Consider the following 25,372-nt stretch of genomic DNA (forward strand, 5'->3'; position numbering starts at 1 on the left):
GGTCAGGTGCCGCAGTAGGTCGTGTACGGACCGAAGGCGCCGGGGGCGGGCTCGGCGTACCGCTCCCACCCGGCGCGCTCGGCGAACGGGTGCGTCACGACCTCGACGAGGCGCTCGACCGGCTCGAGGTCGCCGGCCGTGGCCGCCGCCAGCGCCTCCTCCACCAGGTGGTTGCGCGGCACGTAGACCGGGTTGACGGCGTCCATGACCGCGGCGTCGGGGGCCAGCGCCAGCCAGCGCGCCGCCCAGGCGTCGAAGGCCTCGCGGGCCAGGAACAGGTCGCGCGCGGGGGCGCTGCTGCCCGCGCGGGCCGCGTCGGCCAGGCGCCGGTGCAGGCCGGTGTGGTCGACGTGGTCGGTCTGCGCCAGGCGCAGGAGGTCGGTGACCAGCTGGTCGACGTCGCCGTCGTCCTGCCCGTCCATCCCGGCCAGCCCCAGCTTGCGGCGCAGGCCGGCCCGCCACGCGGCCGCGAACCTCGGCCGGTACGCGCCCAGCGACTCCGTGGCGATCGCCACCGCGCGGTCGCTGCTCCCCTCGTCGTCGTCCTGCTCTTCCACCAGGAGCGGGAGGAGCGTCTCGGCGAAGCGGGCCAGGTTCCACTCCAGCACGCCGGGCTGGGCGCCGTAGGCGTAGCGGCCCTGGTGGTCGATGGAGGAGAAGGAGGCGGCAGGGTCGTAGGCGTCGACGAAGGCGCAGGGGCCGTAGTCGATGGTCTCCCCGGAGATCGTCGTGTTGTCGGTGTTCATGACGCCGTGGACGAAGCCCAGCAGCACCCACTGGGCCACGAGGTCGGCCTGGGCGGCGATGACGGCGTCGAGCAGGGCCTTCGCCTGCTCCTGCGGCGACCCGGCGGCCGCGGCTGCGGGGTGGTGGCGGGCGATGGCGACGTCGGCCAGGCGGCGCAGCAGCCCGAGGTCGCCGGTGGCGCGGGCGTACTGGAAGGAGCCGACCCGCAGGTGGCTGGCCGCGGTGCGCGCCAGCACCGCGCCGGGCAGCACCACCTCGCGCTGCACGTCGCGCCCGGTGGCCACGACGGCGAGCGCCCGCGTGGTCGGCACGCCCAGGGCGTGCATCGCGGCGCTGACGACGTGCTCGCGCAGCATCGGGCCGACGGCGGCCAGGCCGTCCCCACCGCGCGACAGCGGCGTCCGCCCGGAGCCCTTGAGGTGGAGGTCGCGCACCTCGCCCCCGGAGGTGGTGAGCTCACCGAGCAGGAGCGCGCGCCCGTCGCCCAGGCGCGGGGAGTACCCGCCGAACTGGTGGCCGGCGTAGACCTGCGCCACGGGCCGCGCGCCGGCTGGGACGTGCTCGCCGGTGAGGAACCTGACGCCGTCGGGGGAGCGCAGCCAGTCGGCGTCGAGGCCGAGCTCGGCGGCGAGGGCCTCGTCGAGGACCAGCAGCTCCGGGTCCGGCGCGGGAGCGGCCTTCCACGGGACGGCGAGCTCGGGCAGCGCGTCGGCGAAGGCGTGCGTGAGGTGCGGCTCGCCGGCGGTGGGGGCGGCGGCGGAGGACGTGGTCGCGGGAGCGCTCATCCCTCGGTCCAACGACCGCCGCCACCCGCCCCTTCCCCGTGATCATGGGCTTCCGCCAACCCTCAGGAGGTGGCGGAAGCCCATGATCACGGGGAGGGCGGGTGGGGTCAGGCGGAGAAGGAGTCCCGCCAGGAGTGCTGCGGGGCGTAGCCGAGCACCCGCCGCGCCTTCTCGATGCTCAGCAGCGTCTCGTGCTCGCCCAGCTCTCCCCCGTGCCCCGGGCGGACCTCGACGCCGGGGAACACCTCGGCCAGGAGCGAGGCCGACGAGCGCTGCATCACCGTGTCGGCGTTGGCGATGATGAAGACGTCGGCGCCGGTGGTCTGCAGCTCCAGCGCCCGGCGCACGGCCTGCGCGCCGTCGCGGGCGTCGATGTAGCCCCACAGGTTCCACTTCCGCAGCGCCGGGTCGGCGTCGTAGTCGGGGAACTCGGCGTACTGGTCGGGGTACATGACGTTGGAGAACCGCAGCCCGATGATCTTCACCTGGGGGTCCCAGCGGCAGAACTGCACCGCCATCTCCTCGCCCAGGGCCTTGCTCAGCGAGTAGCTGGAGTTGGGGCGCGGGTGGTACTCCTCGTCGACCGGGGCGTACGGCGGCGCCTCGTCGAAGGGCAGCCCGAGCACCGTCTCCGAGGAGGCCCACACCACGTTGCGGATCCCGGCGGCGCGCGCCGCGGCGAAGGCGCTGTAGGTGCTGAGGATGTTGTTCTCGAACGTCACCGCGTCGGTGGTCAGGCCCGGCGCAGGGATGGCGCCGAGGTGGACCAGGGCGTCGACGCCGTGGCGGTGGTGCTCGTCCACGCCGAGCAGCGCCTCGAGCACCTGGCCGTGGTCGGTCAGGTCGGTCCTGAGGTAGCGGGCGCCGTCCGGCAGCGCGGTGGGCCCGCCGGGCGGCGGCGCCTGGTCGAGGTTGACGACGGTGTGGCCGTGCGCGACCAGGTCGGCCACCACCACCCGCCCGAGCTTGCCGGATCCTCCGGTGACTGCGATGTGCACGCGGCCACCCTGCCCCCAGCTCCCGGGGCGTGCACCACCGAGGGGCTGTGGGCGACCTGCGAGCCCTTCCGGCGGCAGGGCCGCCGGTGGCGGGCCGCCCGCAGAGGCGCCGGCGGTCAGAGCCGCTCGGCGCCCTCGGCCAGGTCGGGGCTGCTCTCGGGCTGCGGGACGCACAGCTCCAGCGCGCGCCGCCGCACCGTGATCGCCAGCACCCGGGCCGGGTCGATGACGTCGCCGTCCAGCTCGCGGGGGTGCTCCCTGTCGGAGCGCACCACCACGCGGGAGGCGCGGTGGACCTCCAGGTGCGGCACGTGCTCGTGGCGGCGCACCACGCCCCAGGCCAGGCGCGCCCAGTGCAGCAGGCCACGGGGCGCCAGGACCGCCACGTCGAGCTGGCCGTCGTCGGGGCTGGCCTGCTCCAGCAGCAGCACCCCGGCCTGCAGGCGGCCGACGTTGCCGACCACCACGCTGCGCGCGCGGCGGCGCAGGGGCTCGCGGTCGTCCAGGGCGATCTCCAGGCGCATGCTCCGGTCGCCCAGGTGCTTCAGCGCCGACAGGACGTAGGCGACCGGCCCGAGCGCGCTCTTGAGGCGCTTGTCGGCGTCGTCGAGCATCGCCGCGTCGAACCCCATGCCGGCCATGACGGCGAAGGCGGCGCCGTCGCCGTCGGAGTCCTCCTCGCTGGGGGCGGCCACGCCGACGTCGATGCGGCGCCGGCCGCGCTCCAGCACCAGGCGGACACCGGCCGTCGGGTCCTGCGGGACGCCGAGGTTGGTGGCGAGCAGGTTGCCCGTGCCCGCGGGCAGGATGGCCAGGGCGGTCGAGGTCCCCGCGAGCCCCTCCACGCACGAGCGGACCGTGCCGTCGCCGCCGCAGGCGAAGACGACGTCGAAGCCGTCGGCGGCCGCCCGGCGGGCCTGCTCCACGCCGGGGCTGTCCGGCGTCGTCTCGATCCACTCCGGGGCGGGCCAGCCGGCCTCGGCCAGGGCGGCGTCGACGGCGGCGCGGCGCTGCTCGAGGTCCTCCACGCGGGCGGGGTTGACGACGACGGCGCACCGCAGGGGCCCGGCCGGCCCGGACGTGGTGGTGCCAGCGGCAGGGTCGGGGTGAGTGGTCACGACAGGTCCTCTCCGGCCCGGGCGGGCCGCTCGACGGCGTGCAGCCGCACCCTGGTCCGGACGTCCGCGCAGCACATCCTCTCGGCCTCGCGCCGACGCCGCCCGGTGGGACGCCCGGCGCCACCCGTCCGCACGGGCGCGGCGGCCGGGCGGGGGGCCGGCGCGCGGCCCGGCGGGCGGCCCGGCGGACGGGTGCGCCACCGCGCCGCGGGCGAGCTGTGACGGAGACCACAGGAGTTGTTCAGGAGTGGTGCATCCACGGCCGGGGTGCCCTGCGCAGTAGGGGCAGGAGCGCCGCGACGGGTGGCGCCCGGACCACGGAGGACCCTCGTGCGCAAGAACACCTGCACCGCAGCCGTCGCCGCGACCGCCGCTTCGCTCGTCCTCGTCCCGGCAGCCGCCGCCTCCGCGGCCGGCTCGGGCGACACCGCCACCGTCAGCGTGCTGCACGCCGTCCCGGGCCTGACCGTCGACGTCTACGCCAACGGCTCCGAGCTCATCCCGGACTTCACCCCCGGCACGCTCACCGACCCGCAGCAGCTGCCCGCCGGCAGCTACGACCTGGCCGTCTTCCAGGCCGGCCAGCCCTCCACCGGCACCCCGGCCATCCAGGCGAACGACGTGGAGGTGCCCGCCGGCGCCAACGTCACCGTCGTGGCCCACCTCGACGCCGAGGGCCAGCCCACGCTGACGCCCTTCGTCAACGACACCTCCTCGGTGCCCGCCGGTGACGCGCGGCTGACGGTGCGCCACGTGGCCGCGGCACCCGCCGTCGACGTCCGCGCCGGCGGCGAGCCGGTCGTGCAGGGCCTGACCAACCCGAACGAGGCCAGCCTGGAGGTGCCCGGCGGCACCGTGAGCGCCGACGTGGTGCTCGCCGGCACCTCGGACGTGGCCGCTGGCCCGACCGACCTGTCGCTGCCGGCCGGCACCAGCACCGTCGTCTACGCCTGGGGCAACCCGGCCGAGGGCGGCGTGCAGCTGGCGCTGCAGCGCATCGAGGACCTGGGCGGCGCGCCCGGCGGCGTGGCCGCCGGCACCGGCGGCCTGCTCGACGACGGCGCCGTGCCGACCTGGGTGCTCGCCACCTCGGCCGGCGCGCTCGGTGTGGCCGTGGCGGCCGGTGTCGGCGCGGCGGCCGTCCGCTCGCGCCGCGCCACCGCCGGCACGGGCGACCGCGCGGCGTGAGCCCGCGGCCCGACCGGGCCGGGCGCGTCCTGACGGCGGTGGCGGCGGGCGGCCTGGTCCTCGCCGCCACCGCGCCAGCGGCCTGGCTGCTCACCGGGGCGAGCAGCCAGGCCGCACCCCTCCCGCAGGCGCTGCCGGCCCCCGTGGTCAGCACGACGACGACGCAGGGGGCGCCTGCGGACGCCGCCCCGCCGCCGTCGTCGTCCTCCGCCGCCGGGGTGGCGGAGCCGGCCGTGGGCCCGGCCCTGCCGCGCCTGGTGCCCTCCGAGCCTGCGCCGGCCGTGGTGGCCGCAGCGCCCGCCCCGGTGCGGGTGCAGGTGGCCTCGCTCGGCGTCGACGCCCCGGTGGACGCCGTGGGCCCGGCTGAGGACGGGTCGGTGGTGGTGCCGGACGACGGCGCGCGCACCGGCTGGTGGGCGCCCGGCGCCGCCCCGGGAGACCCCGACGGCTCGGTGGTGCTGGTCGGGCACGTGGACACCCCCGCGGGGCCGGGCGCCCTGTTCCGGCTGCGCGAGCTCGAGGTGGGCCAGGACGTGGTGGTGACGGACGCCTCCGGCGCCCAGCACGTCTACCGGACCAGCGGCACGGCCCAGTTCTCCAAGGCCGAGCTCCCCTCGGCGGAGCTGTTCACCACCGCGGGGGCCCCGCGGCTGGTGCTCATCAGCTGCGGCGGGGAGTTCGACAGGGCCTCGCGCCACTACACCGACAACGTGGTGGTCGTCGCCGACAGGGTGGGCTGAGGTGCGTCCGTGCGCGCGTCTCGGCGCGCCGACCAGGCGGGACGCGCCTAGCGTGCCAGCGTGGAGCCGGTCGAGACCGCGGACGGCGCGCCCGGGGGGCGCGCCGCCAGCGACCGGCTGATCGAGCTCGACTTCGCCGCCGGTCACGAGGACGCGCTGGCACGCGCCTACGAGAGGTGGGGGACGCTCGTGCACGGTCTGGCCGTCCGCGCGGTGGGACCCGTGGACGCCGACGACGTGACCCAGCAGGTCTTCATCAGCGCCTGGACCGGCCGCAAGGGCTACGACCCCGCGCGCGGGCCGCTGGCGGGGTGGCTGGTGGGCATCGCCCGGCACCGCATCGCCGACGCGCTGCGCCGCCGCGCGGCGCAGCCCGAGCAGCCGTGGGACCCGACCGACCCCGGCGGCGCACCACCGCAGGCGACCGCCGTGGTGGACGGGCCGGACCGGGGCGTGGAGCTCGTCGACGTCCGCGAGGAGGTGGAGCGGTTGGAGCAGCCGCAGCGCCGCATCGTGGAGCTGGCCTACTGGGAGGACCTCACCCACGCCGAGATCGCCGAGCGCACCGGCCTGCCGCTGGGCACCGTGAAGAGCCACCTGCGGCGCACCATGGGGCGCCTGCGCGGACGCCTGGGAGGTGCCCGTGGCACCGCCTGAGCAGCCCCGCGCCGCCATGCCCCCCGGCGAGGACCGCCACCCGGCCACCGACGAGCTGGCCATGGTGGCCGTCGCCCCCGACGACGAGCGGCTCGAGCGCGTTCGCGGGCACGTGGGCACCTGCGCCGCGTGCTCCGAGGAGGTCGCCCACCTGTCGGCGGCCCTGGCCCCCGGCACGGACGGCCCGGCGCGCCGGCTGCCGCCCCCCGCCGTGTGGGCGGGCATCGCCGCGGCGACCGGGGTGCGCACCGCGCCCGACGAGGCGGCGGTGCTGCGCTCCCTGGACGACGACGCCGGCGTGGAGGCCGCGCTGACCGGCGCGGGTGGTGCCCGGGGCGGTGAGCTGCGGGACCTCGCGACGTCCCCGACGGGGGCGGTCGCGAGCGGCCCGGTGCAGGCCGGGTCGGTGCGGGCCGGGTCGGGGCAGGCGCCGCCGGAGCGGACCGGGCCGGCGCGGCGCGAGGCCGGCGGGCCGCTGGCGGTGGTGCCCGCGCAGCGCTCGCGGCAGCGCTGGTCCACGCCGGTGCTGCTCGGCGCCGCTGGCCTGGCGCTCGTGGTGGGGGCGACCTCGGGCGCGCTCGTCGCCTCCCGCACCCGGGAGCCTGTGGTCGCCGGCGGTCCGGGCGCCGGCGCGGTGGTCGTGTCCACCGCCCAGCTGCGGCCGCTCGAGCCGGGGCAGGGCCGGTGGAGCGGTACCGCCGAGGTCGTCGCGACCGGCGACGAGGCCCGGGGCCGCCGCGTGCTGGTGACCACCGACGGGCTGCCCGCGGTCGAGGGCGCCGCCTACGAGGTGTGGCTGCTCGACACCGCGACCGGGGGCGTGGTCTCCCTGGGCGCCCTGGCCGACGGGCACAGCCCGCAGGGCGGCTACGTGCTGCCCGACGGCGTGGACCTGGAGCGGTTCAGCGAGGTCGACGTGTCCGCCGAGCCCCTGGACGGGCAGGCTGCGCACTCCGGGGTCAGCGAGCTGCGCGGGCCGCTCACGGCCGAGGGGGCCGGCGCCACCGTCTCGGCCTGAGGCGCTCCTCGCCGCGCGGTCAGCGGTGGTCGGGCAGCGCCTCGGCGAGCAGCTCCACCAGGTGCCGGGGACGCCGGCCGGCGAGGGCGTCCGTCTGCGTGCGGCAGCTGAAGCCGTCGGCGACCACGGGCACGTCGTCCCCGGCCTGCCGCAGCGCCGGCAGGAGCTGCTGCTCGGCCACCGCCACCGACACGTCGCGGTGGCCCGCCTCGGCGCCGAAGTTGCCCGCCAGCCCGCAGCAGCCGCCGAGCTGCGTGGCGTCGACGCCGGCGCGGGCCAGCAGCGCGGCGTCGGCGCCGAAGCCCATGACGGCGTGCTGGTGGCAGTGCGGCTGCACCACGGCCGCGGTCTTCAGGTGCGGCGGCGTCCAGTCCGGGCGGTGCTCGGCGATGAGCTCGGCCACCGTGCGCACCCGGGAGTGCAGGGCGGCGGCGCGCGGGTCGTCCGGGAGCAGTCGGGAGGCGTCCTCGCGCAGCAGCGCGGTGCAGCTCGGCTCCAGGCCGACCACGGGCATGCCGGCCAGCTCGCCGTCCAGGGCGTCCAGGGTCGCCGCCAGCTGGCGCTTCGCGCCGTCCAGCTGCCCGGTGGAGACCCAGGTCAGTCCGCAGCAGACCTTGGCGGTGGGCAGGTGCACCCGGAAGCCCAGGTGGTCCAGGAGCTTCACCGCGGCCACGCCGACCTGGGGGTCGAAGCCGTCGGTGAAGGTGTCGACCCAGAGGACGACGTCGGTGACCGTCGACGCCGGGCTGGCCGGGGTGGCCGATCGCCCATGATCACGGGAGGAGGAGCGGAACCAGGAGCGGAAGGTTCGGCGGGCGAAGGTCGGCACGGCCATGCCCGGGTCGATGCCCACCGCCCTCATGCCGGCCTTCCGCAGCGGCGCGACCCTGGCGGCGGCGTTGACCAGCGCCGGCAGCAACGGCTGGCCGAGCGCCACCAGGCGCGTCCAGCGCGGCAGCCAGCCGAGGGCGTAGTGGTTCAGCGGGCGCCGCCGGCCGCGGTAGTGGTGGTCGAGGAACTCCGACTTGTACGTGGCCATGTCCACGCCGGCCGGGCAGTCGACCGAGCAGCCCTTGCAGCTCAGGCACAGGTCGAGCGACTCGCGGACCTCCTCCGAGCGCCAGCCGTCGGTGACGAGCGTGCCGTTGGCCATCTCCTGCAGCAGTCGGGCGCGGCCGCGGGTGGAGTCCTTCTCGTCGCGGGTGGCGATGTACGAGGGGCACATCACGCCGCCCGAGCCGCTCGCCGGCTCCGCGCGGCACTTGCCGACGCCCACGCAGCGGTGCACGGCGGCGGTGAGGTCACCGCCGTCGGCCGGGTAGCTGAGCGAGAGCGGCCGCGCGGGGAGGATCTCGACGGCGGTGCGCGCGGCCGGCACGCGCAGGTCGGCCTCCAGCGGCGCGGGCTCCACGAGCACGCCGGGGTTCAGGAGCCCGGCCGGGTCGAAGGCGGCCTTGACCTCCCCGAACGCCCGCAGCGCGTCGTCGTCGTACATGAGGGGCAGCAGGGCCGAGCGGGCGCGGCCGTCCCCGTGCTCGCCGGACAGCGACCCGCCGTGCGCGGCCACCAGGCGCGCCGCGGCGCGCAGGAACTCCCCGGACCGGTCCACCCCGCCGGGCTCGGACAGCGGCAGGTCCAGGCGCATGTGGATGCAGCCGTCGCCGAAGTGGCCGTAGGCGTGCCCGTCGACCCCGTGGGCCCCCATGAGCGCCTGCAGGTCGCGCAGGTAGGTGCCCAGGCGCGCCGGGGGCACGGCGGCGTCTTCCCAGCCCGGCCACGCGGGCGTGCCTGAGGGGGAGCGGCCCGCGTAGCCGGCGCCGTCCTCGCGGATGCGCCACAGCGCCCGCGCCTGCGCGCGCGTGGGGATGATGACGTGCTCGCGCGTGCCGGAGGCCGCCACCAGCGCTCGCGCGCCGGAGAGGGCCTCGGCGTCGCTCTCGCCGCCGACCTCCACGAACAGCCAGCCGTCGCCGTCGGGAAGGCCGTCGACGTCGCCGCCGCGGGCGCGCACCACCTCCACCAGGCGCCGGTCCAGCCCCTCGACCGCGAGGGGCCCGTGCTCGAGCAGCGCAGGGGTGTGGTCGGCGGCGGTGGCCATGTCGGGGTAGCCGAGGACGACGAACGCCGTCGCCGGCGACTCCCGCACCAGGCGCACGCGGGCGCTGGTGAGGACCGCGAGGGTGCCCTCGGAGCCTGTGAGCAGGCGGGCGAGGTTGGAGCCGGTCGCATCGCCGCGGCCGCCGTCGCCGGTCGGGCCGCCGTGCTCGGGCAGCAGCGTCTCCAGGGCGTACCCGGAGACCTGGCGGCCGAAGGTGGCGAACTGCGTGCGGAGCAGGGCCAGGTTCCGGGCTGCGATCCCGCTCAAAGTGCTGACCAGCTCGGGCGGCGGCGCCGTCGTCGACCAGCGGCGGCCGAGGCCGTCGACGACGTCCAGCTCGAGCACGTTGGCGCTGGTGCGGCCGTAGGCCAGGGCGTGGGAGCCGCAGGCGTCGTTGCCGATCATCCCGCCGACCGTGCAGCGGGCGTGGGTGCTCGGGTCGGGGCCGAAGCGCAGCCCGTGCTGGCGCGCGTGGCCCTGCAGCGCGTCCAGGACGATGCCGGGCTCGACCAGCGCGGTCTGGCTCGCGGGGTCGAGCTCGAGCACCCGGTTGAGGTGCACCGAGGTGTCGACGACGATGCCGGGCCCGCACGCGTTGCCCGCCACCGAGGTGCCGGCGCCCCGCAGGGTCAGCGGCACCTGCTGGGCGCGGGCGACGTCGACGACGGCGCCCAGCTCGTCAGCGGTGCGGGGGAAGACGACGACCTGCGGCACCACGCGGTAGTTGGAGGCGTCGGAGGTGTACTCCGCGCGGCGGCGCGTGGAGGCGTCGACGACGCCGTCGCCGTCGCGGGCACCCAGGGCCGAGCGCAGGGCGCGCAGCAGGTCGGGGGTGGCCACCTGGACCGCGCCGGCGCTGGGGGAGCCGCCGGCGGGCCTGTCGAGCTGGGTCGTCACCCGGGCATTCTCCCCGGTGCCCCCGGTGCTCCCGGCCCGCTGTGACCATCCCCACGGGGCGGAGCCCAGGGTCAGGTCCTCCAGGCCGGACCCGACCTGGGGGACCTGGCGCTGCGGAGGGCGGTCAGAACGCGTAGCGGACGGTCAGCCACGGGGTGCGCTCGGCGACGAGGTCGAGCAGGCGCTGCACCCACACGGCCTTCCACCGGGCCCGGTAGCGGACGTTCTCCATGCCGTTGTGCGAGCGCTTGGCCTCCTGCACGTCCGGGCGCCAGAGCGCCTCCTCGCCCTTGGGGTGCCAGCCGAGGTTGACCTCGTGCAGCCCCGCGTTGTGCGTGAGGAAGATGACCTCCGCCGCGCACTGCGCCTTGGACCGCTCGGACAGGGCGTCGTCGAGCTGGCCCAGCAGCTCCGCCCAGTCCTCGAGCCAGCCCTCGTGGACGATGACCGGGGAGAGGTTGAGGTGCACCTCGTACCCGGCGTCGACGAAGTCGTCGACGGCGGCGATGCGCTCGCGCACCGGGTCGGTGCGCACGTCGACCAGCTTGGCCATCCGCTCGGGCATCACCGAGAAGCGCACCCGGGTGCGCCCGCGCGGGTCGTAGCCGAGCAGTTCGCGGTTGACGTGCTTGGTGGCGAAGCTGGCCTTGGCCGTGGGCAGGTCGGCGAAGGCGCGCACGAGGTCGCGCACGTTGTCGGAGACGACCGCGTCGACGCTGGCGTCGGAGTTCTCCCCGATGTCGTAGACCCACGCGGCCGGGTCGCACTGGTCCGGTCCGGGCTTGACGCCCTGGCGGGCGACGTGGCGCTGCAGGTAGCCGACGACGTCGTCGCTGTTGGCGTAGACGGTGATGGGGTTGGCGTAGCCCTTGTGCCGCGGCACGTAGCAGTAGGCGCACGCCATGGCGCACCCGTTGGACAGCGACGGCGCGATCCAGTTGGCCGACCTGTCGTTCTTGCGGGCGGTCAGGGACCTGCGGACGCCGAGCGCGAGCACCTCGGTCTTGGTGCGCACCCAGCGCTCCACGCTGGCGTCGTCGCCGTGCACCTGCGGGATGCGCAGGGCGGAGGCGACCTCGACCACCTCGGCGCCGGGCCAGCGCTCGACCACCTGCTGGCCGCGGGGCAGCGCCAGGGCGGCGGGCTCGGCGTAGACCGTGCGGACGTCGAGCAGGCGCCGTGGCCGGGCGGGCGGAGCGGGCTGCGCGGGTGCCGTCACAGCAGCGTCAGCGCGGCCACGAGGAGCAGCGTCACCACGAGGGAGATGACCAGCGACCCCAGGCACCCGGCCCGGTTGCTGGAGAAGAGGAACACCCACCCAGCATCGGTGCCGCCACCGACAGCCGCCCGGTGGCGGCGCGGTGGCGGCGCGCTCTCGTGCGCCGCCACCGCCGGCCGCTCAGGGCCGGGGCGGGCGGAAGGTCGGCTCCTCGCGGTCCTCCAGGGCCGCGTCGAGCGCGTCCTCGCCGACGGCGCCGTCCTCGGGGCGGCGCAGCTCGTCCTCGGTGGCCTCGGCCCGGGCCGGGTCCTGCTGGTCGGCGCCGGGGCCGGTCGGCCCGGCGTCGAGGGTGGGGGAGAAGGGGGCGTCCATCGACATGCGGGGCCCCTACCCGGCAGGTCCGGCAGCCACGCCCTCGGTCGTGCCCCGGGTCGACCAGGGGCGCACCCCCTCGCCGACCCCACCCGCTGGACGAGGACGTCCACTGCCGCGGTGGTTCTCGCACGGCCAGCCGAGGTGGTTGCTCCGGACGGGCGAACCTCGAGATGCACTGATCATGGTCTTGCGCAGGACGGTTGCACAGGTGTTCGAGTGTCGGAGGTCGCGCCTAGCGTCAGCGGCATGACCTGGAGGGCCACCGAGGCGCCGCACGAGGGCGACGTCGGCGCGCTGGGCGGTGGCCCCAGCGATCAGGGGTGGGTGGCTCATCCGCTGGCTCCCGGGGCGCTCGGCGCCGACCCGGAGCAGGCCCGTGGTGCCGACCCTCCGGCCGACCACCCCCCGCTGCCGCTGACCGGCCCCCTGGCCGCCGCGCTGACCGGTGCGCGCACCGGCGCCGACGAGGCCGCGCGGGCCGCCCTCCACCTCGCCTCGACCGGTCCGCACCAGCGCGTGCAGGCACTGCAGGAGACGGCCCGGCTGCGCCACGTCGTCGACGCCGTCCTCCTGCGCCTCACCGCCAGCTTCACCCCCGAGGACCTCACCGCCCTCGGGGCCACCTCACCCACTGACCTGCTGCTCACCCACACCGGGGTCGACGCCCGCCGCGCCAGCGCGGAGGTCCACCTCGCCAAGGCCCTGACGGCCCCTGTGCGCCCGCTGCCCCTCCTCGCGGGTAGGAGCGCTGACAGCGCCCGCGGTGCGACCGAGGAGGACGGTCCCGTCGACGGTGACGTCGGTGGTGGGCCTGCGGCCGAGCTGGGCGTCGACCTCGACGCCGAGCGCGCCGTCGGTGTCTCCTCCCCCCTGGCGGGGGAGGGCCTGGGCCGCCTCGGCGCCGAGCACGCCGCCGGGCGCGTCTCCACCGACGTCGCGGCCCTGGCCCGGCGCACCCTGGAGTCGCTGCCGCGGCGCGTCCAGCGCGCCCACGGCGCCGAGGCCGACGCCCTCATGGCCGCGACCCTGCCAGGTCTGACCCACCCCGAGGCCGTCATCGCCTGCGAGGTCCTGGCGCAGAAGCTGGACCCCGCCCGTGCGGACCGCGGCTTCGACCCCGACGCCATCGACAGGCGCTACCTGCACCTCACCGTGCACGAGGACGGCTCGGTCGACGTGCGCGGCCACCTCGACGCGGTGACGGGCGCGGAGCTCAAGGCCGCCATCGACCACCTGGCCAAGCCGGACCCGACCGTGCGCGCGCCGCTGGCCGGAGACTCCGACGACGAGCCCGGTGGTCCCGCTGGGGCCGAGGACGCGCCCCCGCCCGACCTGGACGGCACCGAGGGCGGCGGCAGCGGCGGCAGCGGCGGCAGCGGCGGCACGAGACGCGTTCGGAGCACCCGGGACGGCGCCGGGGTGGCCGTGCGGGACGAGCGCACGGCCCCGCAGCGCCGCGCGGACGCCCTCGGACTGCTCGTGCGCCAGGGGCGCAGCGCGGACGAGACCCGCGGCGGCGAGCCCCCGCGGGTCATCGTCACCGCCACCGCCGAGCAGCTGGGTGCCGTCCCCGGCGCCGGGCAGGCGACCTGCGAGACCACGCGCAGGCCGCTGACGACCACGGCGCTGCGCCACCTCGCCTGCAGCGCGGTGGTGCACACGGTGACGCTCTCCTGCCAGGGACCCTCGGCCGCTGCCCTGGCGCTCGGCCGCAGCGTGCGCCTGTTCACCCCGGCGCAGCGCCGGGCCGTGCTGGCCCGCGACGGCGGCTGCGTGATACCGGGGTGCACCTCCCCGCCGGGGTGGTGGGAGGCGCACCACATCACCGAGTGGGCGGCCGGCGGTCCCACCGACGTCGACCAGTGCGTGCTGCTGTGCGGGCGCCACCACCTGCTGGTCACCGTGGGGGTGTGGGCGGTGCGCACGGTCGGCGGCGTGCCCCAGGTGCGTCCGCCCGCGAGCATCGACCCGCTCCAGAGGTGGCTGCTGAACCCTCGGCGGGCGCTCGCCGACGGTGCAGCGCGGCGGGTGGAACAGCTGCTGCTGCTCACGGCCCTGCCCAGCGATCCGGCACACCCCCTCCACGACGCGCCACGGCACTGGCGGCCTGCGCCATCGGGGGGCAGCGGCCGCCCTGGTCCGCCGGAGCAGCGCACCGAGCCGCCGGAGCAGGGCACCGAGCCACCGGAGCGCGGCACCGAGTCGCCCCGGTTGCGCGACGAAGCGCCGGGCGCCCCGGCCGTGCCAGGTCCACCCGGGTCCGACGAGGGCCCGCCGCCCGACGTCCCCGTACGCCGCAGCACCTGCCGCTGCTGATCCGCGCCCCACGGGGGGCTGCTGGCCGCGACCTCGCCACGGAGGCCTGCCCCCGCCGGGGCGGGTCCCGACGCCGTGCCCTGTCGAGGTCACCGTGCGGGCACGGGTGCGGTCACCGCCAGACCTGACCGGAACGGGCCGCAGGTGTCGGGCGCCGGGGCCGCGGCGTGCAGCAGGCTCGAGCTCGTGGAGGAGACGACGTGATCGACGTCCTGAACCAGCTCGTCGAGCGGGTGGAGCTGCTCCTGGCCGACGGTCCCGCCGTCGACGGGTCCGGCGACCTGGACGTGGCCGGCCTCGCCAGGTCGCTCGGCACCACCGAGCACCACCTGAGGCGGATGTTCTCCTCCCTGGCCGGCACGCCGCTGTCGGAGTACGTGCGGCGGCGGCGGCTCAGCGCGGCCGCCGTCGACGTCCTCACCACCGACGACGACCTGCTGGCCATCGCCGTCCGCCACGGCTACGGCTCCGCCGAGGCCTTCGGGCGGGCGTTCGCCGCCGTGCACGGCGCGCCCCCGGGGCAGGTCCGCCGCGAGGGCGGACCCGTCACCGCCCAGCCCCGCATCTCGTTCCACCTGACCGTGAGAGGAAGCACTCCCGTGGACGTCCGCATCATCGACCAGCCCGCCTTCCGCCTGGTCGGCCACGCCGCCCGCGTGCCGCTGCTCCACCACGGCACCAACCCGCACATCGCCGCGCACGTCGCGTCCATCCCCGCCGAGGAGCACGCGCGGCTGAAGGCGCTCAGCGACACCGAGCCCGCGGGGCTCCTCGCCGTCAGCGACGACCTCGACCCCGACCGCGCCGAGGGCTCCGAGCTCACCCACCTCCACGGCGTCGCGGTGCAGGCCACCACGGCCGTGCCGGACGGCCTGGACGTCATCGAGGTGAGAGCCGGCGCGTGGGCGGTCTTCCGCAGCTCCGGACCGCACCCGGCGGCGCTGCAGCAGCTGTGGGCGGACACCGCCACGCAGTGGTTCCCCTCCAGCAGCTGGCGCCTGCGGCCGGGGCCGGAGCTGCTGGCCGTGCTGGAGCACGACGAGGGCTGGACCACCGCCACGTGCGAGCTCTGGCTGCCCGTCGAGCCCGGTGCCACCACAGTGGGGGGATGACCGGGACGACGCCGACGACGGCGCCCGTGCTCCTGCGCGGTGAGGTCCACACCGGGCGCCGCGTCCTCCCCGACGGCTGGGTCCACCTGGCCGGCGGGCGCGTGACCGCCGTCGGGGCGGCACCGTCCCCTGCGCCGCCGGCCGACCGCGAGGAGCGCGGGCACCGCGTGGTGCCGGGCTTCACCGACCTCCACTGCCACGGCGGGGGAGGGGCCGCCTTCGGCGCCGCCGGGGGAGACCCGGCGGGCGAGGTGGCCGCGGCACGGACGGTCGCCGCCGCCCACCGCGCCCACGGCACCACCACGCTGGTCGCCTCGCTCGTCACGCGGCCCGTGCCCGAGCTGGCGGCGGTGGCCGCGGCGCTGGAGCCGCTGGTGCGCGCCGGTGAGCTGGCCGGGGTGCACCTGGAGGGGCCGTGGCTCAGTCCCGCCCGCGCGGGAGCGCACGCGCCGGCGCTGCTGCGGGTCCCGGAGCCCGGCGACGTCGAGGCGCTGCTCGCCACCGGAGCGGTCGTCGTGGTCACCCTCGCGCCGGAGCTGCCGGGCGGCCTGGCCGCCGTGCGGCAGCTGGTGCGGGCCGGGGTGCTGGCAGCGGTCGGGCACACGGACGCGGACGCGGTCACCGCCACCGCCGCCGTCGACGCGGGAGCGCGCCTGGCGACGCACCTGTTCAACGCCATGCCCCCGGTGCACCACCGCGAGCCCGGCCCCGTGCTGGCGCTGCTGGACGACGAGCGCGTGGTGGTGGAGCTCGTCGCCGACGGGGTGCACCTGCACCCCCTCGTCCTCGCGCACGCCGCGCGCGCCGCCGGGCGCGGCCGGTGGGTGCTGGTCACCGACGCCATGGCCGCCGCCGGCTGCGGCGACGGGCGCTACGACTTGGGCGGGCTGGTGGTCCGCGTGGTCGGCGACGTGGCGCGGCTGGTGGGGGACGACGGGTCGCCCGGGGCGATCGCCGGGAGCACGCTCACGCTCGACGCCGCGGTGCGGCAGGCGGTGGCGGCGGGCCTGCCCTTCGAGGACGTGCTGGCGGCGGTGACGTCGACGCCGGCGGCGCTGCTCGGACGGGACGACCGCGGCCACCTCGAGCCCGGCGCCACCGGCGGGGCCGTGGTGCTGGACGCCGACCTGCGCGTGGTGTCCGTCCACGGCTGACAGCCCCCACCCGCGGAGCTGACCGCGCTCGCCGGCGTGCTCGGGCGCGGCTCAGCCGGCGGCGAGGTCGAGCAGCGCGGTGAAGCCCTCCGCGCGCCAGGCCGTGCGCCCCACGAACAGCCCGTCGACGCCGGGCACCGCCAGCACGCCGGGAGCGCCCTGCACGGTCACCGACCCGCCGTAGAGCACCGGGTGGCGCGCCGGGTCCCCACCGCGCTCGCGGACGAGTCCCGCCAGCGCGTCGACCACCGGCGCCACCTCCTCCGGCCGCGCCTCGCGCCCGCCCTCCCCGATCGCCCACACCGGCTCGTAGGCCAGCACGCACCGCTGCCCGCCCGCCGCGTCCAGGGCCGCCCGGGCCTGGGTCAGGACGACGTCGGCCGAGCGGCCTGCGGCGCGCTGCTGCGCCGTCTCGCCCACGCAGACCAGCGGCAGCAGGCCGTGGCGCAGCACCGCGGACACCTTCAGGGCCACCCGCTCGTCGGTCTCGGCGAAGTGCTCGCGGCGCTCGGAGTGGCCCAGCTCGACGAGCTGCGCGCCGGCGTCGGCCAGCTGCGGCACCGACAGCTCGCCGGTCCAGGCCCCGGAGTCCTCCCAGTGCGCGTCCTGCGCGCCCACCAGCACCCGCCGGGTGCCGGGGGCGTCCAGCGCCTCGGCCACCTGGCTGAGGGCGGTGGCCGGCGGCACCACGAAGGGCTGGACGCCTGCCCACGCGGCCTCACCGCCGCGCTCGGCGGCCGCGGCGGCGAGCGCCCGGGCCCACGCGGCCCCCTCCGCACGGGTCTTGGTCATCTTCCAGCTGGTGCCCACCCACCGGCGCGGGGCGGGGGTGCTGGCGGGGCTCGCGCTCACGGGCCCCATCCTGCGCGGCTGCGGCGCGTGGCGCTCCGGACCGGGGGCACCCCACCGGTGGCCGAACGCCCATGATCACGGCGGGAGCTGGTGGCGGACGCCCATGATCACGGCGGGTGGTGCTGCCCACGCCCACGACCACGGTCAGGGGAGGGGCAGGGCGACCAGCGCGTCGGTGAGCCAGGGCAGCACGAGCACCACGGGGGGCAGCACCAGCACACCGGCGGCCAGCGCGAGCACGCCCGCGGAGCGCCAGCGGGGCGCCGGTGCGTCCTGGAGCCGCTGCAGGCGCAGGCGGCGCTGGTCGGTGGCGGCGTCCTCGTCGGGAGAGCGGCCCGCCTCGGCGTCCGCGGCGGCCAGCGCCCCCACGCCCGGGTCGACGGCGGCGCCCAGCAGCTCCAGCGCCGAGCGCACCGGGGCCGTCCCGCAGCGGCGGCGCGCGGCGTCGTCGGCGGCGGCCTCCAGCAGCAGCTCCACCGCGCCCAGCGCCCGCTCGTTGCGCAGCGGGCGGGGGACCGCGCGGTGGAAGGCGGCGAAGGACTCCAGCACCACGTCGTGCCGGGCGTCGAGGTGGGCCTGCTCGTGGGCGAGCACGGCGCGCAGCTGCGCGGTGTCGAGCAGGCGCAGCGCGCCGTCGCTGACCACCACGCGCGGGCTGCGCCCGGGCAGCCCGTAGGCCAGCGGCAGCGGCGCCCCCAGCACGCGCAGCTCGCGGCGGACGGCGGCGCCGAGCTCGTCGTCGACACCGGGGCCGTCGCCGGCCGGGTCGGCGCGGGTGAGGTCCCCGGCCAGCGCGGCGCTGCGCTCGGCGTCGTCGAGCAGGTCGAGCAGCTCGCGGTGGCGCGCGCGGCGCGCGGCCGAGCGCCGCATCACCCCGACCAGGCTGACCACGAGCCGGGTCACGATGAGCAGCGCCACCGCCAGGGCGCCCAGCAGGCCCCACGCCGCTGCGGTGGGGCCCGCGCGCAGCGCCCTGCTGATCTCCTCGGGGGCGATGAGGACGACGCCGACGGCGCTGAGCACCGAGGCGAGCACCACGGCCTGCCACAGCACGACCGACGCCGTGGGCGTGGCCCGCGCCCAGCGTGCCCGGGCCAGCGGTGCGGGGACGACGAGGGAGAGCACCAGGCCGAGCAGCCCCAGCACGAAGGCGGTCACGGCCGCGGCCGGGTGCGGGGGCTGTCAGCCGGCGGCGTCGAGGGCGGCGCGCAGCGCCGCCAGGCCCTGGGGGCCGACGCGTCCGACGAAGTGGACGAGCGCGGCGTCGCGCGCGGAGGGGTCGGGCGCGGAACCGAGCGCCTCGAGCATGAGGGCGGCGGTGAGCTCCTCGCGCGTCTGGGCGGGGGAGTAGCGGAAGGCGCGGCCGTCGCGCTCCTGGCGCACGACGCCCTTCTTGGCCAGCCTGTCGAGCACGGTCATGACGGTCGTGTACGCGAGGTCGCCGCCGGTGGCGCGCAGCTCCTCGTGGACCTGGCGCACGGTCAGCGGCTGCTCAGCGGCCCACAGGCGCGCCATGACGTCGCGCTCGAGCGCACCGCCCACGGGGCCCGCGGCCCTGCCGCTGCCCGCCGTCCCTGCTGCTGCCACACCGAGATCCTAACCGCTGCCTGTGAGCAGTACGACATGCTGCGTACTACGAGACCCAGTACTACGCGACGTAGTATTGAGGCCGTGGACGTCGTGGACATCACCCGCCTCCAGTTCGCCGTCGTGACGATCTACCACTACCTGTTCGTGCCGCTGTCGATCAGCCTGGCCAGCCTCACCGCCGGCCTGCAGACCGCCTCGGTGCTCACCAAGGACCCCGAGCGCGCCCAGCGGCTGCGGCGCTCCACGCTGCTCGTCGGCAAGCTGCTCCTGGTCACCTTCGCCGTCGGCGTCGTCACCGGCCTGGTGCAGGAGTTCCAGTTCGGCATGGGCTGGAGCGCCTTCGCGCGCTTCTACGGCGACGTCTTCGGCCCCACCCTGGCCATCGAGGGCATGCTCGCCTTCTTCCTCGAGGCGACCTTCCTGGGCCTGTGGTTCTTCGGCTGGGACCGCCTGCCCCGCCTCGTCCACCTCGCGACCATCTGGGTGGTCGCCGTCGGCACGCTCATCAGCGCCTACGTCATCCTCGGCGCCAACTCCTTCATGCAGCACCCGGTGGCCTACGGCCTGGACCCCGTCACCGGCCGCGCCCAGCTGACCAGCTTCGCCGAGCTCATGACCAACCCGGTGCTGCTGGCCACCTTCCCGCACACCATCGCCGGCGCCGCGATGCTCGGCGGCGCGCTGCTGCTCTCCGTCGGCTCGTGGCGCCGCTGGACCGCCTCCTGGACGCCCCGGGCCGGCGCCAGGGTCCGGTCCGAGGACCCCGACCAGCGCGCCTTCGCCGGCCTCGCCCGCCTCGGCGCGTGGACCACCGTGGCCGGCGGCCTGGCCACCGCGCTCACCGGTGACGTGCTGGGCAAGGTCATGACCTCGGTGCAGCCGATGAAGATGGCCGCTGCCGAGGCGCTCTACACCACCACCACCGGCGCGCCCTTCAGCATCCTGACGATCGGCAGCCTCGACGGCTCGCGCCCGGTCTTCAGCATCGAGCTGCCCTACCTGCTCTCCTTCCTGGCCACCGGTGACCTCGGCTCCACGGTCCAGGGCATCGACGACCTGCAGGCCCAGTACGTCGAGCAGTACGGCCCCGGCTCCTACGTGCCGGTCATCCCGCTGGCCTACTGGTCCTTCCGCGCGATGATCACCATCGGCCTGCTCGCCGCGCTCGTCGCAGGCGTGTACCTGTGGCTCACCCGCAAGGGCCTCGACCCGCGCGAGCCGAAGGCCAGCGCCCTGCCCTTCATGGGCCAGCGCCTCTTCCCGCGCCCGCTGGTGCAGCTCTCGCTGCGGGTGCTGCCCACGCTGCCGCTGCTGCCCGCCGCCGCCGGCACCGCGGGTTGGGTCTTCACCGAGACCGCCCGCCAGCCGTGGCTGGCCTTCGGCCTGACCCTCACCCGCGACGGCGTCTCGCCGGGCCTGACCGCCGGTGAGGCGTGGGCGAGCCTGGCCGCCTTCACCGCCGTCTACGGCGTGCTCGCCGTGGTGTGGCTGCGCCTGGTCCGCCACCTGGTCACCCAGGACCTCGCCGACCCCGCCTCGCGGCCCGTCGTGGCCCTGCCCGGCCTCGACGACGGCGACGACGGCGACGACGGCGAGGACGAGCCCGCCGGGGGCGAGCCCCGGCCCGCCGCGGCGGCCCCCCAGCGCACGGCCGTCCCGAGCTACTGACCCGATGGCCCCCCGACACCCGCTGACCACCCCGTCGATCCGAGAGAGCTGAGCCGTGGACCTCGTCACCGTCTGGTTCGCCGTCGTCGTCCTGTGCTGGGTGCTGTTCTTCACCCTGGAGGGCTTCGACTTCGGCGTCGGCCTGCTCGCGCCCCTCGTGGGCCGCGACGAGCACGAGCGCGGCGCCGCCCTGAGGACCATCGGCCCGTTCTGGGACGGCAACGAGGTCTGGCTCGTGGCGGCCATCGGCGTGACCTACGCCGCCTTCCCGGCCTGGTACGCCTCCCTGCTGTCGGGCACCTACCTGCCCATGGTCGCCGTCCTGCTGCTCCTGGCGGGGCGCGGCGTGGCCCTGGAGTTCCGCGCCAAGCACTCCGACGCCCGCTGGCGCCGCCGCTGCGAGGTGGTGCTCGCCCTGTGCTCGGCCGGCGTCGTCGCCCTGTGGGGCGCGCTGCTGTCGGTGTTCGTGCGCGGCCTCGCGCTCGGCGCCGACGGCGAGGTGGTGGCCGAGCCGGGCCTGGCGGCCGGGCTCGCCCGCACCGTCGCGCCGCTGCTGACCGTCGAGGCCGCCGTCGGCGCCCTGGCCGCGCTGGTCCTGTCCGTGCTCATCGGCGCGTGCTTCCTGGCGCTGCGCACCACCGGCCCGGTCCGCGCCCGCGCCCACCGGGTGGCCGCCGGCGCCACGGCCGGGGTGGCGGCGCTGGGCGCCGCCGTGGCCGCGACCGGGCTGACCGGTGCCGCCGGGTCCTCCGGCGGGGTGGACGCGGCCACCACCGCGGTGGGGGTGCTCGTCGCCGCGGCCGCGGTCGCGGTGGCCGCCGCGGTGCGGGTGCGCCGCGAGGGCGTCGCCTTCACCCTCGCCTCGCTGCTCGTGGCCGGCGCCGTCGTCGCCGTCCTGCTGGCCAACGGGGACGTCGTGCTGCCCAGCACGCTGGACCCGGCGCTGTCCCTGACCCGCGAGCAGGCGGCGGCCACGCCCGCCGCGCTGGGCCTCATCACGGCCTTCGGTGCGGTGGCCGTGCCGGGTGTGGTGGTCTACCAGGTGTGGTCCTACTGGGTGTTCCGCCGCCGCGTCGCCAGCGAGCGGGTCGCCACCGCGTGAGCTGCGCCGTGCCGGCCGCCGTGGCGGACGCCGAGGCGGTGCTGCCGTGAGCGGGCGCAGGCCCCCGCGCGGGCCCGTCGACCCGCGGCTGCTGCGCCACGCCCGGGCCGCGCGCCGGCCCGTGGCCGGGCTCGTGGCGGTCGGCGCGGCGCAGGTGCTGGTCACGCTGCTCGTGGCCGCCGCCGCCACCGGCGTCGTCGTCTCCCTGGTGGTCACCGCCCGCGAGGGGGCCACGCCCTCCCCGGCCGGGTACGGCCTGCCTGCCTGGCTGGACGGGTCAGGGCTGGGCGGGGCGCTGGGCGGGGCGGGGCTGCCGCTGGCGGTGCTGGCGGTGGCCTTCGCCGCCCGCGCGCTGCTCGCGCGCGCCGAGTCCGTGCTCGCCGCGCGCGCGGGGTCGCTGGCCGTGGAGGAGCTGCGGTCCCGGGTGCTCGAGGCCGCTCTGCAGCGCGGACCGGCGTGGGTGGCCTCCCACGGCGCCGGGCGCCTGCGCGCGCTCGTGGCCGCCACCAGCGGACCCGGCGCGAGCTCCGGCGGCGCGGCCGCCGGGCTGGACGCGCTGCGGCCGTGGTTCTCCGGCTACCTGCCCTCCCTCGTGGTCGGCGTCCTCCTGCCGCCGGTGGTCGTGCTGGTGCTGCTGGCGGTCGACTGGCGCTCGGCGCTGCTCGTGCTGGTGACGCTGCCGCTGGTGCCGCTGTTCGCGGTCCTCATCGGCTGGGCCACCCAGCGCCGCGCCGCCGAGCGCGTGGTCGAGGGGGCGCGGCTGGCGGGGCACTTCCTCGACGTCGTGCGCGGCCTGGCGCTGCTGCGGGTGCACGGGCGCGCCGAGCGCCAGGTCGGCGAGGTCGCCGCGACCACCGAGCGCCACCGCGAGGCGACCCTGCGCGTGCTGCGCGTGGCCTTCCTGTCCTCCACCGCCCTCGACCTGGTGGGCACCCTCTCGGTGGGCCTGGTGGCGGTGGAGACGGGCCTGCGGGTGGCCGCGGGCACCATGCCGCTGGCGCCGGCGCTGCTCGTGATCCTCCTGGCGCCGGAGGCCTACCGGCCGCTGCGCGAGGTGGGAGCCCGCTTCCACGCCTCCGCCGACGCCGCCGCCGTGGTGGAGGAGGTCGACGCCGTCCTGGCCGCCCCCCTGCCCGCCACCTCCCGCCGTGATCGTGGTCGGTCGGCCACCGGCGTCACCGGTGGGACACCGTCCGTGAGCGGCTCCGCGCTCCGGGTGCGGCACGCGGGCCGCTCCGTCGACGCCCTGGCCCTCGACGCCCTCACCGTGGACGGCGGTGAGCTGGTCGGGCTGCGGGGCCCCTCCGGCGCCGGCAAGACCACGCTGCTGCGGGCGCTGGCCGGCGTGCAGCCCCTGACCGCGGGCTCCGTCGAGGCCACCGGCCAGGTGCTGCTCCTCACGCAGGACCCGCTGCTGCCCCACGCGCGCACCGTCCGCGACGCGCTCCTGCTCGACGAGGAGCTGGAGGAGGACCAGGACGACGACGGCGAGCGCTCCCCGGCCTCGGCGACCGCCCCGACCTCTGGGACCGCCCCGAGCGGTGCCGAGCTCCTGACGGCGCTCGACCTGGTCGGTCTGCGCTCCGAGGTCGAGGCGCTGCCCGTGGGACTGGGCACGCCGATCGGTGAGCGGGCGCAGGGTCTCTCCACCGGGCAGCGCCAGCGCCTGGCGCTGGCCCGGGTGCTGCGCGCGGCGCAGCGCCGCCCGGTGGTGCTGCTGCTCGACGAGCCGACCGCCCACCTCGACCCCGCCTCCGAGGAGCGGGTGGTGGCCGCGCTGCGCGCTGCCGCTGACGCCGGCAGCGCCGTGCTCGTCGCCGCCCACCGGCCAGCGCTGCTGGCCGCCGTGGACAGGACCGTCGAGGTCACGCCTCCGACGCCTTCGGCGCCCCCGACGAGCCCGGCCACCTCGACGCAGCCCCTGGCCGCCCGCGACGAACCGTCCACGGGGTGGCCGATCTCGGGGCACCTCCCGCGTGCGGGGGACCACGACCACGGCGGGGAGGGAGGGACCCGCGGCGACGAGGCGCAGCGGGTCGGCTGGTGGGGGAGGCGCTTCCGCGCGGCCGGCCGCCGTCCCGGCACCGCCGTCGCCCTGGGCGCCGCCTCCTGGCTCGCCGGCGCCGCCCTGACGGCCGCCGCGACCTGGCTGCTCGTCCGCGCCTCCGAGCTGCCACCCGTGCTGACCCTGTCCGCGGCGGTCGTCACCGTGCGCGGCAGCGCCGTGGCCCGCCCGCTGCTGCGCTACCTCGAGCGCCTCGCCTCCCACGAGGTCGCCCTGCGCCGCCTGGCCGGCTGGCGCTCGGCGGTGCTCGCCGACCTCGTCCCGCGCGTGCCCGGGCCCGGCCTGCTGCGCCGCGGGGACCTGCTCACGCGGCTGGTCGGTGACGTGGACGCCCGCCTCGACGGGCTGCTGCGCGGGCGGCTGCCCGCCGCCGCCGCACTGGCCGCCGCCGGTGTGGTGCTGGTCGCACTGGCCCTGCTCGACCCGCTGGCGGCCCTGGGCGCCGCGCCAGGCCTGGCGGTCGCGGCCGTCGCGGCGCCGGCGCTCGCGGCCCGGGCCGCCCGGGCCAGCGACGAGCGGCTCGCCGCCGAGCGCGCGGCGCTGGCCGACGCCGCCGTGGAGACCGTCGACGCCGTCGACGAGCTGGCCGCCCGCGCCGCCACCGCGGGCGCGGGCACCGCCCTGGCCGTGCCCCGCTCGCGCGGGCGCGACCTCGCCGCCGCCGAGGTGCGCGCCGCCGGAGCCTCCGGCACCGCCACGACGCTCGCCCACGCCGGCACGGGCCTGGCCGTGGTGGGCGCGGCGCTGGGGGCGCTGGCCGGCGTCGCGGGCGGCGCGCTGGGCGCGGAGGGTGCGGCCGTCGTCGTCCTCGTCGTGCTCGCGCTCGGGGAGCCGGTGCTCGGGCTCGTCGACGCCGCCGTGGCGCGCGAGCGCTCCCGGGCCGCCGTGCGCCGTCTGGCGGCGGTCGCCGACCAGCCCCCCTCCGTGACGGAGCGGGCCGGCCTGCGCGCCGACGTCCCCGCCCGCGCCCCGCTGTCGGTGCGCGGCCTGGTGGCCGGGTGGGACCCCGACCGGCCCCCGGCGCTCGACGGGCTCGACCTCGACCTCGCCCTCGGTGAGCGGGTGGCGGTGCTGGGGCCGTCGGGCTCGGGCAAGTCGACCCTGGGCGCCGTGGTCGCCCGCCTGCTCGACCCCCGCGGGGGCGTGGTGGAGCTGGGCGGCGTCGACGTGCGCGACCTCGACGCCGCGGCCGTGCGGCGCCGGGTCGGGCTGGTCAGCGAGGCCACCGAGCACCTGTTCGCCACCACCCTGCGGGCCAACCTGCTGCTCGCCTCGCCCGGGGCGGACGACGCCGAGCTGGTGGCCGTGCTGCACCGGGTCCGGCTCGGCGACTGGCTCGCGCGGCTGCCGGAGGGGCTGGACACCTGGCTCGGGGACGGCGGCTCGACCGTCAGCGGTGGTGAGCGCCGCCGGCTGGCGGCGGCGCGGGCGCTGCTGCCCCGCCCCGGCGTCCTGGTCCTCGACGAGCCCACCGAGGGACTGGACGAGCCGACGGCGCAGGCGCTGGTGGCCGACCTGCTCGGTGAGCAGGACGACGACGGGGGCGCGGAGCGGCCGGGCGTGCTGCTGCTCACCCACCGCCGCGAGGGCGTGGCCCTGTGCGACGCCGTGCTCGACCTGGCCGCCGCCGCGTCGCCCTCACCCACCTCGTGAGCTCGGCCCGCTGGGCGTCG

The 25,372-nt window shown here is 77.6% G+C and carries 19 protein-coding genes; 10 read left to right on the forward strand and 9 right to left on the reverse strand.

The annotated features are described in order from the left end of the window. Nucleotides 1–2: 2 nt before the first annotated feature. From ACUN9U_RS04380 to ACUN9U_RS04390, 3 genes are all read right to left on the reverse strand, one after another. Nucleotides 3–1,532: a protein adenylyltransferase SelO gene (locus ACUN9U_RS04380; protein WP_445483694.1), complete on the reverse strand. Its 1,530-nt coding sequence runs from the start codon at nucleotides 1,530–1,532 to the stop codon at nucleotides 3–5. 107 nt (nucleotides 1,533–1,639) lie between these two features. After that, entirely contained in the window at nucleotides 1,640–2,530 is an 891-nt protein-coding gene (locus ACUN9U_RS04385; RefSeq protein ID WP_445483695.1) for an NAD-dependent epimerase/dehydratase family protein, read from the reverse strand. Nucleotides 2,531–2,646: 116 nt separating this feature from the next. Then, a complete protein-coding gene (locus tag ACUN9U_RS04390) occupies nucleotides 2,647–3,648 on the reverse strand; it encodes a diacylglycerol/lipid kinase family protein (protein ID WP_445483696.1) in 1,002 nt (333 codons plus the stop codon). A 330-nt stretch (nucleotides 3,649–3,978) separates the two neighbouring features. Between ACUN9U_RS04390 and ACUN9U_RS04395 the strand changes: the two genes are divergently transcribed. Genes ACUN9U_RS04395 through ACUN9U_RS04410 form a run of 4 tightly spaced genes read left to right on the forward strand, consistent with a single transcriptional unit; the run spans nucleotide 3,979 to nucleotide 7,251 of the window. Next, on the forward strand, nucleotides 3,979–4,836 hold the full coding sequence (locus ACUN9U_RS04395) for a DUF4397 domain-containing protein (protein ID WP_445483697.1): 858 nt from the start codon (nucleotides 3,979–3,981) through the stop codon (nucleotides 4,834–4,836). Further along, complete coding sequence (locus ACUN9U_RS04400) at nucleotides 4,833–5,576, forward strand: class F sortase (protein WP_445483698.1); 744 nt, start codon at nucleotides 4,833–4,835, stop codon at nucleotides 5,574–5,576. The genes ACUN9U_RS04395 and ACUN9U_RS04400 overlap by 4 nt, the downstream gene beginning before the upstream one ends. A gap of 60 nt (nucleotides 5,577–5,636) precedes the next feature. Further along, the gene (locus ACUN9U_RS04405; RefSeq protein WP_445483699.1) at nucleotides 5,637–6,233 is read left to right on the forward strand and encodes an RNA polymerase sigma factor; all 597 of its coding nucleotides are present in this window, start codon (nucleotides 5,637–5,639) and stop codon (nucleotides 6,231–6,233) included. Continuing rightward, complete coding sequence (locus tag ACUN9U_RS04410; protein ID WP_445483700.1) at nucleotides 6,220–7,251, forward strand: anti-sigma factor; 1,032 nt, start codon at nucleotides 6,220–6,222, stop codon at nucleotides 7,249–7,251. Before ACUN9U_RS04405 ends, ACUN9U_RS04410 begins: the two co-directional genes overlap by 14 nt. A gap of 19 nt (nucleotides 7,252–7,270) precedes the next feature. Here ACUN9U_RS04410 and ACUN9U_RS04415 read toward each other — a convergent pair whose 3' ends face one another. From ACUN9U_RS04415 to ACUN9U_RS04425, 3 genes are all read right to left on the reverse strand, one after another. Next, nucleotides 7,271–10,246: an FAD-binding and (Fe-S)-binding domain-containing protein gene (locus ACUN9U_RS04415; protein WP_445483701.1), complete on the reverse strand. Its 2,976-nt coding sequence runs from the start codon at nucleotides 10,244–10,246 to the stop codon at nucleotides 7,271–7,273. Between the two features lie 124 nt (nucleotides 10,247–10,370). Then, complete coding sequence (locus ACUN9U_RS04420) at nucleotides 10,371–11,465, reverse strand: spore photoproduct lyase family protein (protein ID WP_445483702.1); 1,095 nt, start codon at nucleotides 11,463–11,465, stop codon at nucleotides 10,371–10,373. Between the two features lie 180 nt (nucleotides 11,466–11,645). Further along, the gene (locus ACUN9U_RS04425) at nucleotides 11,646–11,843 is read right to left on the reverse strand and encodes a hypothetical protein (RefSeq protein WP_445483703.1); all 198 of its coding nucleotides are present in this window, start codon (nucleotides 11,841–11,843) and stop codon (nucleotides 11,646–11,648) included. Nucleotides 11,844–12,086: 243 nt separating this feature from the next. Between ACUN9U_RS04425 and ACUN9U_RS04430 the strand changes: the two genes are divergently transcribed. The 3 genes from ACUN9U_RS04430 to ACUN9U_RS04440 all read left to right on the forward strand — a co-directional run bounded on the left by ACUN9U_RS04430 (nucleotide 12,087) and on the right by ACUN9U_RS04440 (nucleotide 16,422). Then, on the forward strand, nucleotides 12,087–14,156 hold the full coding sequence (locus tag ACUN9U_RS04430; protein WP_445483704.1) for a DUF222 domain-containing protein: 2,070 nt from the start codon (nucleotides 12,087–12,089) through the stop codon (nucleotides 14,154–14,156). A 200-nt stretch (nucleotides 14,157–14,356) separates the two neighbouring features. After that, complete coding sequence (locus ACUN9U_RS04435) at nucleotides 14,357–15,268, forward strand: AraC family transcriptional regulator (protein WP_445483705.1); 912 nt, start codon at nucleotides 14,357–14,359, stop codon at nucleotides 15,266–15,268. Then, complete coding sequence (locus tag ACUN9U_RS04440; RefSeq protein ID WP_445483706.1) at nucleotides 15,265–16,422, forward strand: N-acetylglucosamine-6-phosphate deacetylase; 1,158 nt, start codon at nucleotides 15,265–15,267, stop codon at nucleotides 16,420–16,422. Before ACUN9U_RS04435 ends, ACUN9U_RS04440 begins: the two co-directional genes overlap by 4 nt. Nucleotides 16,423–16,473: 51 nt before the next feature. On the opposite strand, the gene ACUN9U_RS04445 is transcribed toward ACUN9U_RS04440, so the two are convergent. From ACUN9U_RS04445 to ACUN9U_RS04455, 3 genes are all read right to left on the reverse strand, one after another. Next, nucleotides 16,474–17,274, reverse strand: a complete 801-nt coding sequence (locus ACUN9U_RS04445) for a triose-phosphate isomerase (RefSeq protein WP_445483707.1) — start codon at nucleotides 17,272–17,274, stop codon at nucleotides 16,474–16,476. Nucleotides 17,275–17,418: 144 nt separating this feature from the next. Further along, nucleotides 17,419–18,432: a M48 family metalloprotease gene (locus ACUN9U_RS04450; protein WP_445483708.1), complete on the reverse strand. Its 1,014-nt coding sequence runs from the start codon at nucleotides 18,430–18,432 to the stop codon at nucleotides 17,419–17,421. Between the two features lie 24 nt (nucleotides 18,433–18,456). After that, nucleotides 18,457–18,861, reverse strand: coding sequence for a BlaI/MecI/CopY family transcriptional regulator (locus tag ACUN9U_RS04455; protein ID WP_445483709.1), 405 nt, complete (start codon nucleotides 18,859–18,861; stop codon nucleotides 18,457–18,459). An 84-nt stretch (nucleotides 18,862–18,945) separates the two neighbouring features. On the opposite strand from ACUN9U_RS04455, the gene ACUN9U_RS04460 reads away from it, so the two are divergent. The 3 genes from ACUN9U_RS04460 to cydC are packed head-to-tail and all read left to right on the forward strand — an operon-like array spanning nucleotide 18,946 to nucleotide 25,352. Beyond that, the gene (locus tag ACUN9U_RS04460; protein WP_445483710.1) at nucleotides 18,946–20,532 is read left to right on the forward strand and encodes a cytochrome ubiquinol oxidase subunit I; all 1,587 of its coding nucleotides are present in this window, start codon (nucleotides 18,946–18,948) and stop codon (nucleotides 20,530–20,532) included. 55 nt (nucleotides 20,533–20,587) lie between these two features. Continuing rightward, entirely contained in the window at nucleotides 20,588–21,634 is a 1,047-nt protein-coding gene (cydB, locus tag ACUN9U_RS04465) for a cytochrome d ubiquinol oxidase subunit II (protein ID WP_445483711.1), read from the forward strand. A 46-nt stretch (nucleotides 21,635–21,680) separates the two neighbouring features. Further along, complete coding sequence (cydC, locus tag ACUN9U_RS04470) at nucleotides 21,681–25,352, forward strand: thiol reductant ABC exporter subunit CydC (protein WP_445483712.1); 3,672 nt, start codon at nucleotides 21,681–21,683, stop codon at nucleotides 25,350–25,352. The last annotated feature ends 20 nt before the right edge of the window (nucleotides 25,353–25,372 follow it).

The organism is Quadrisphaera sp. KR29 (assembly GCF_052644995.1).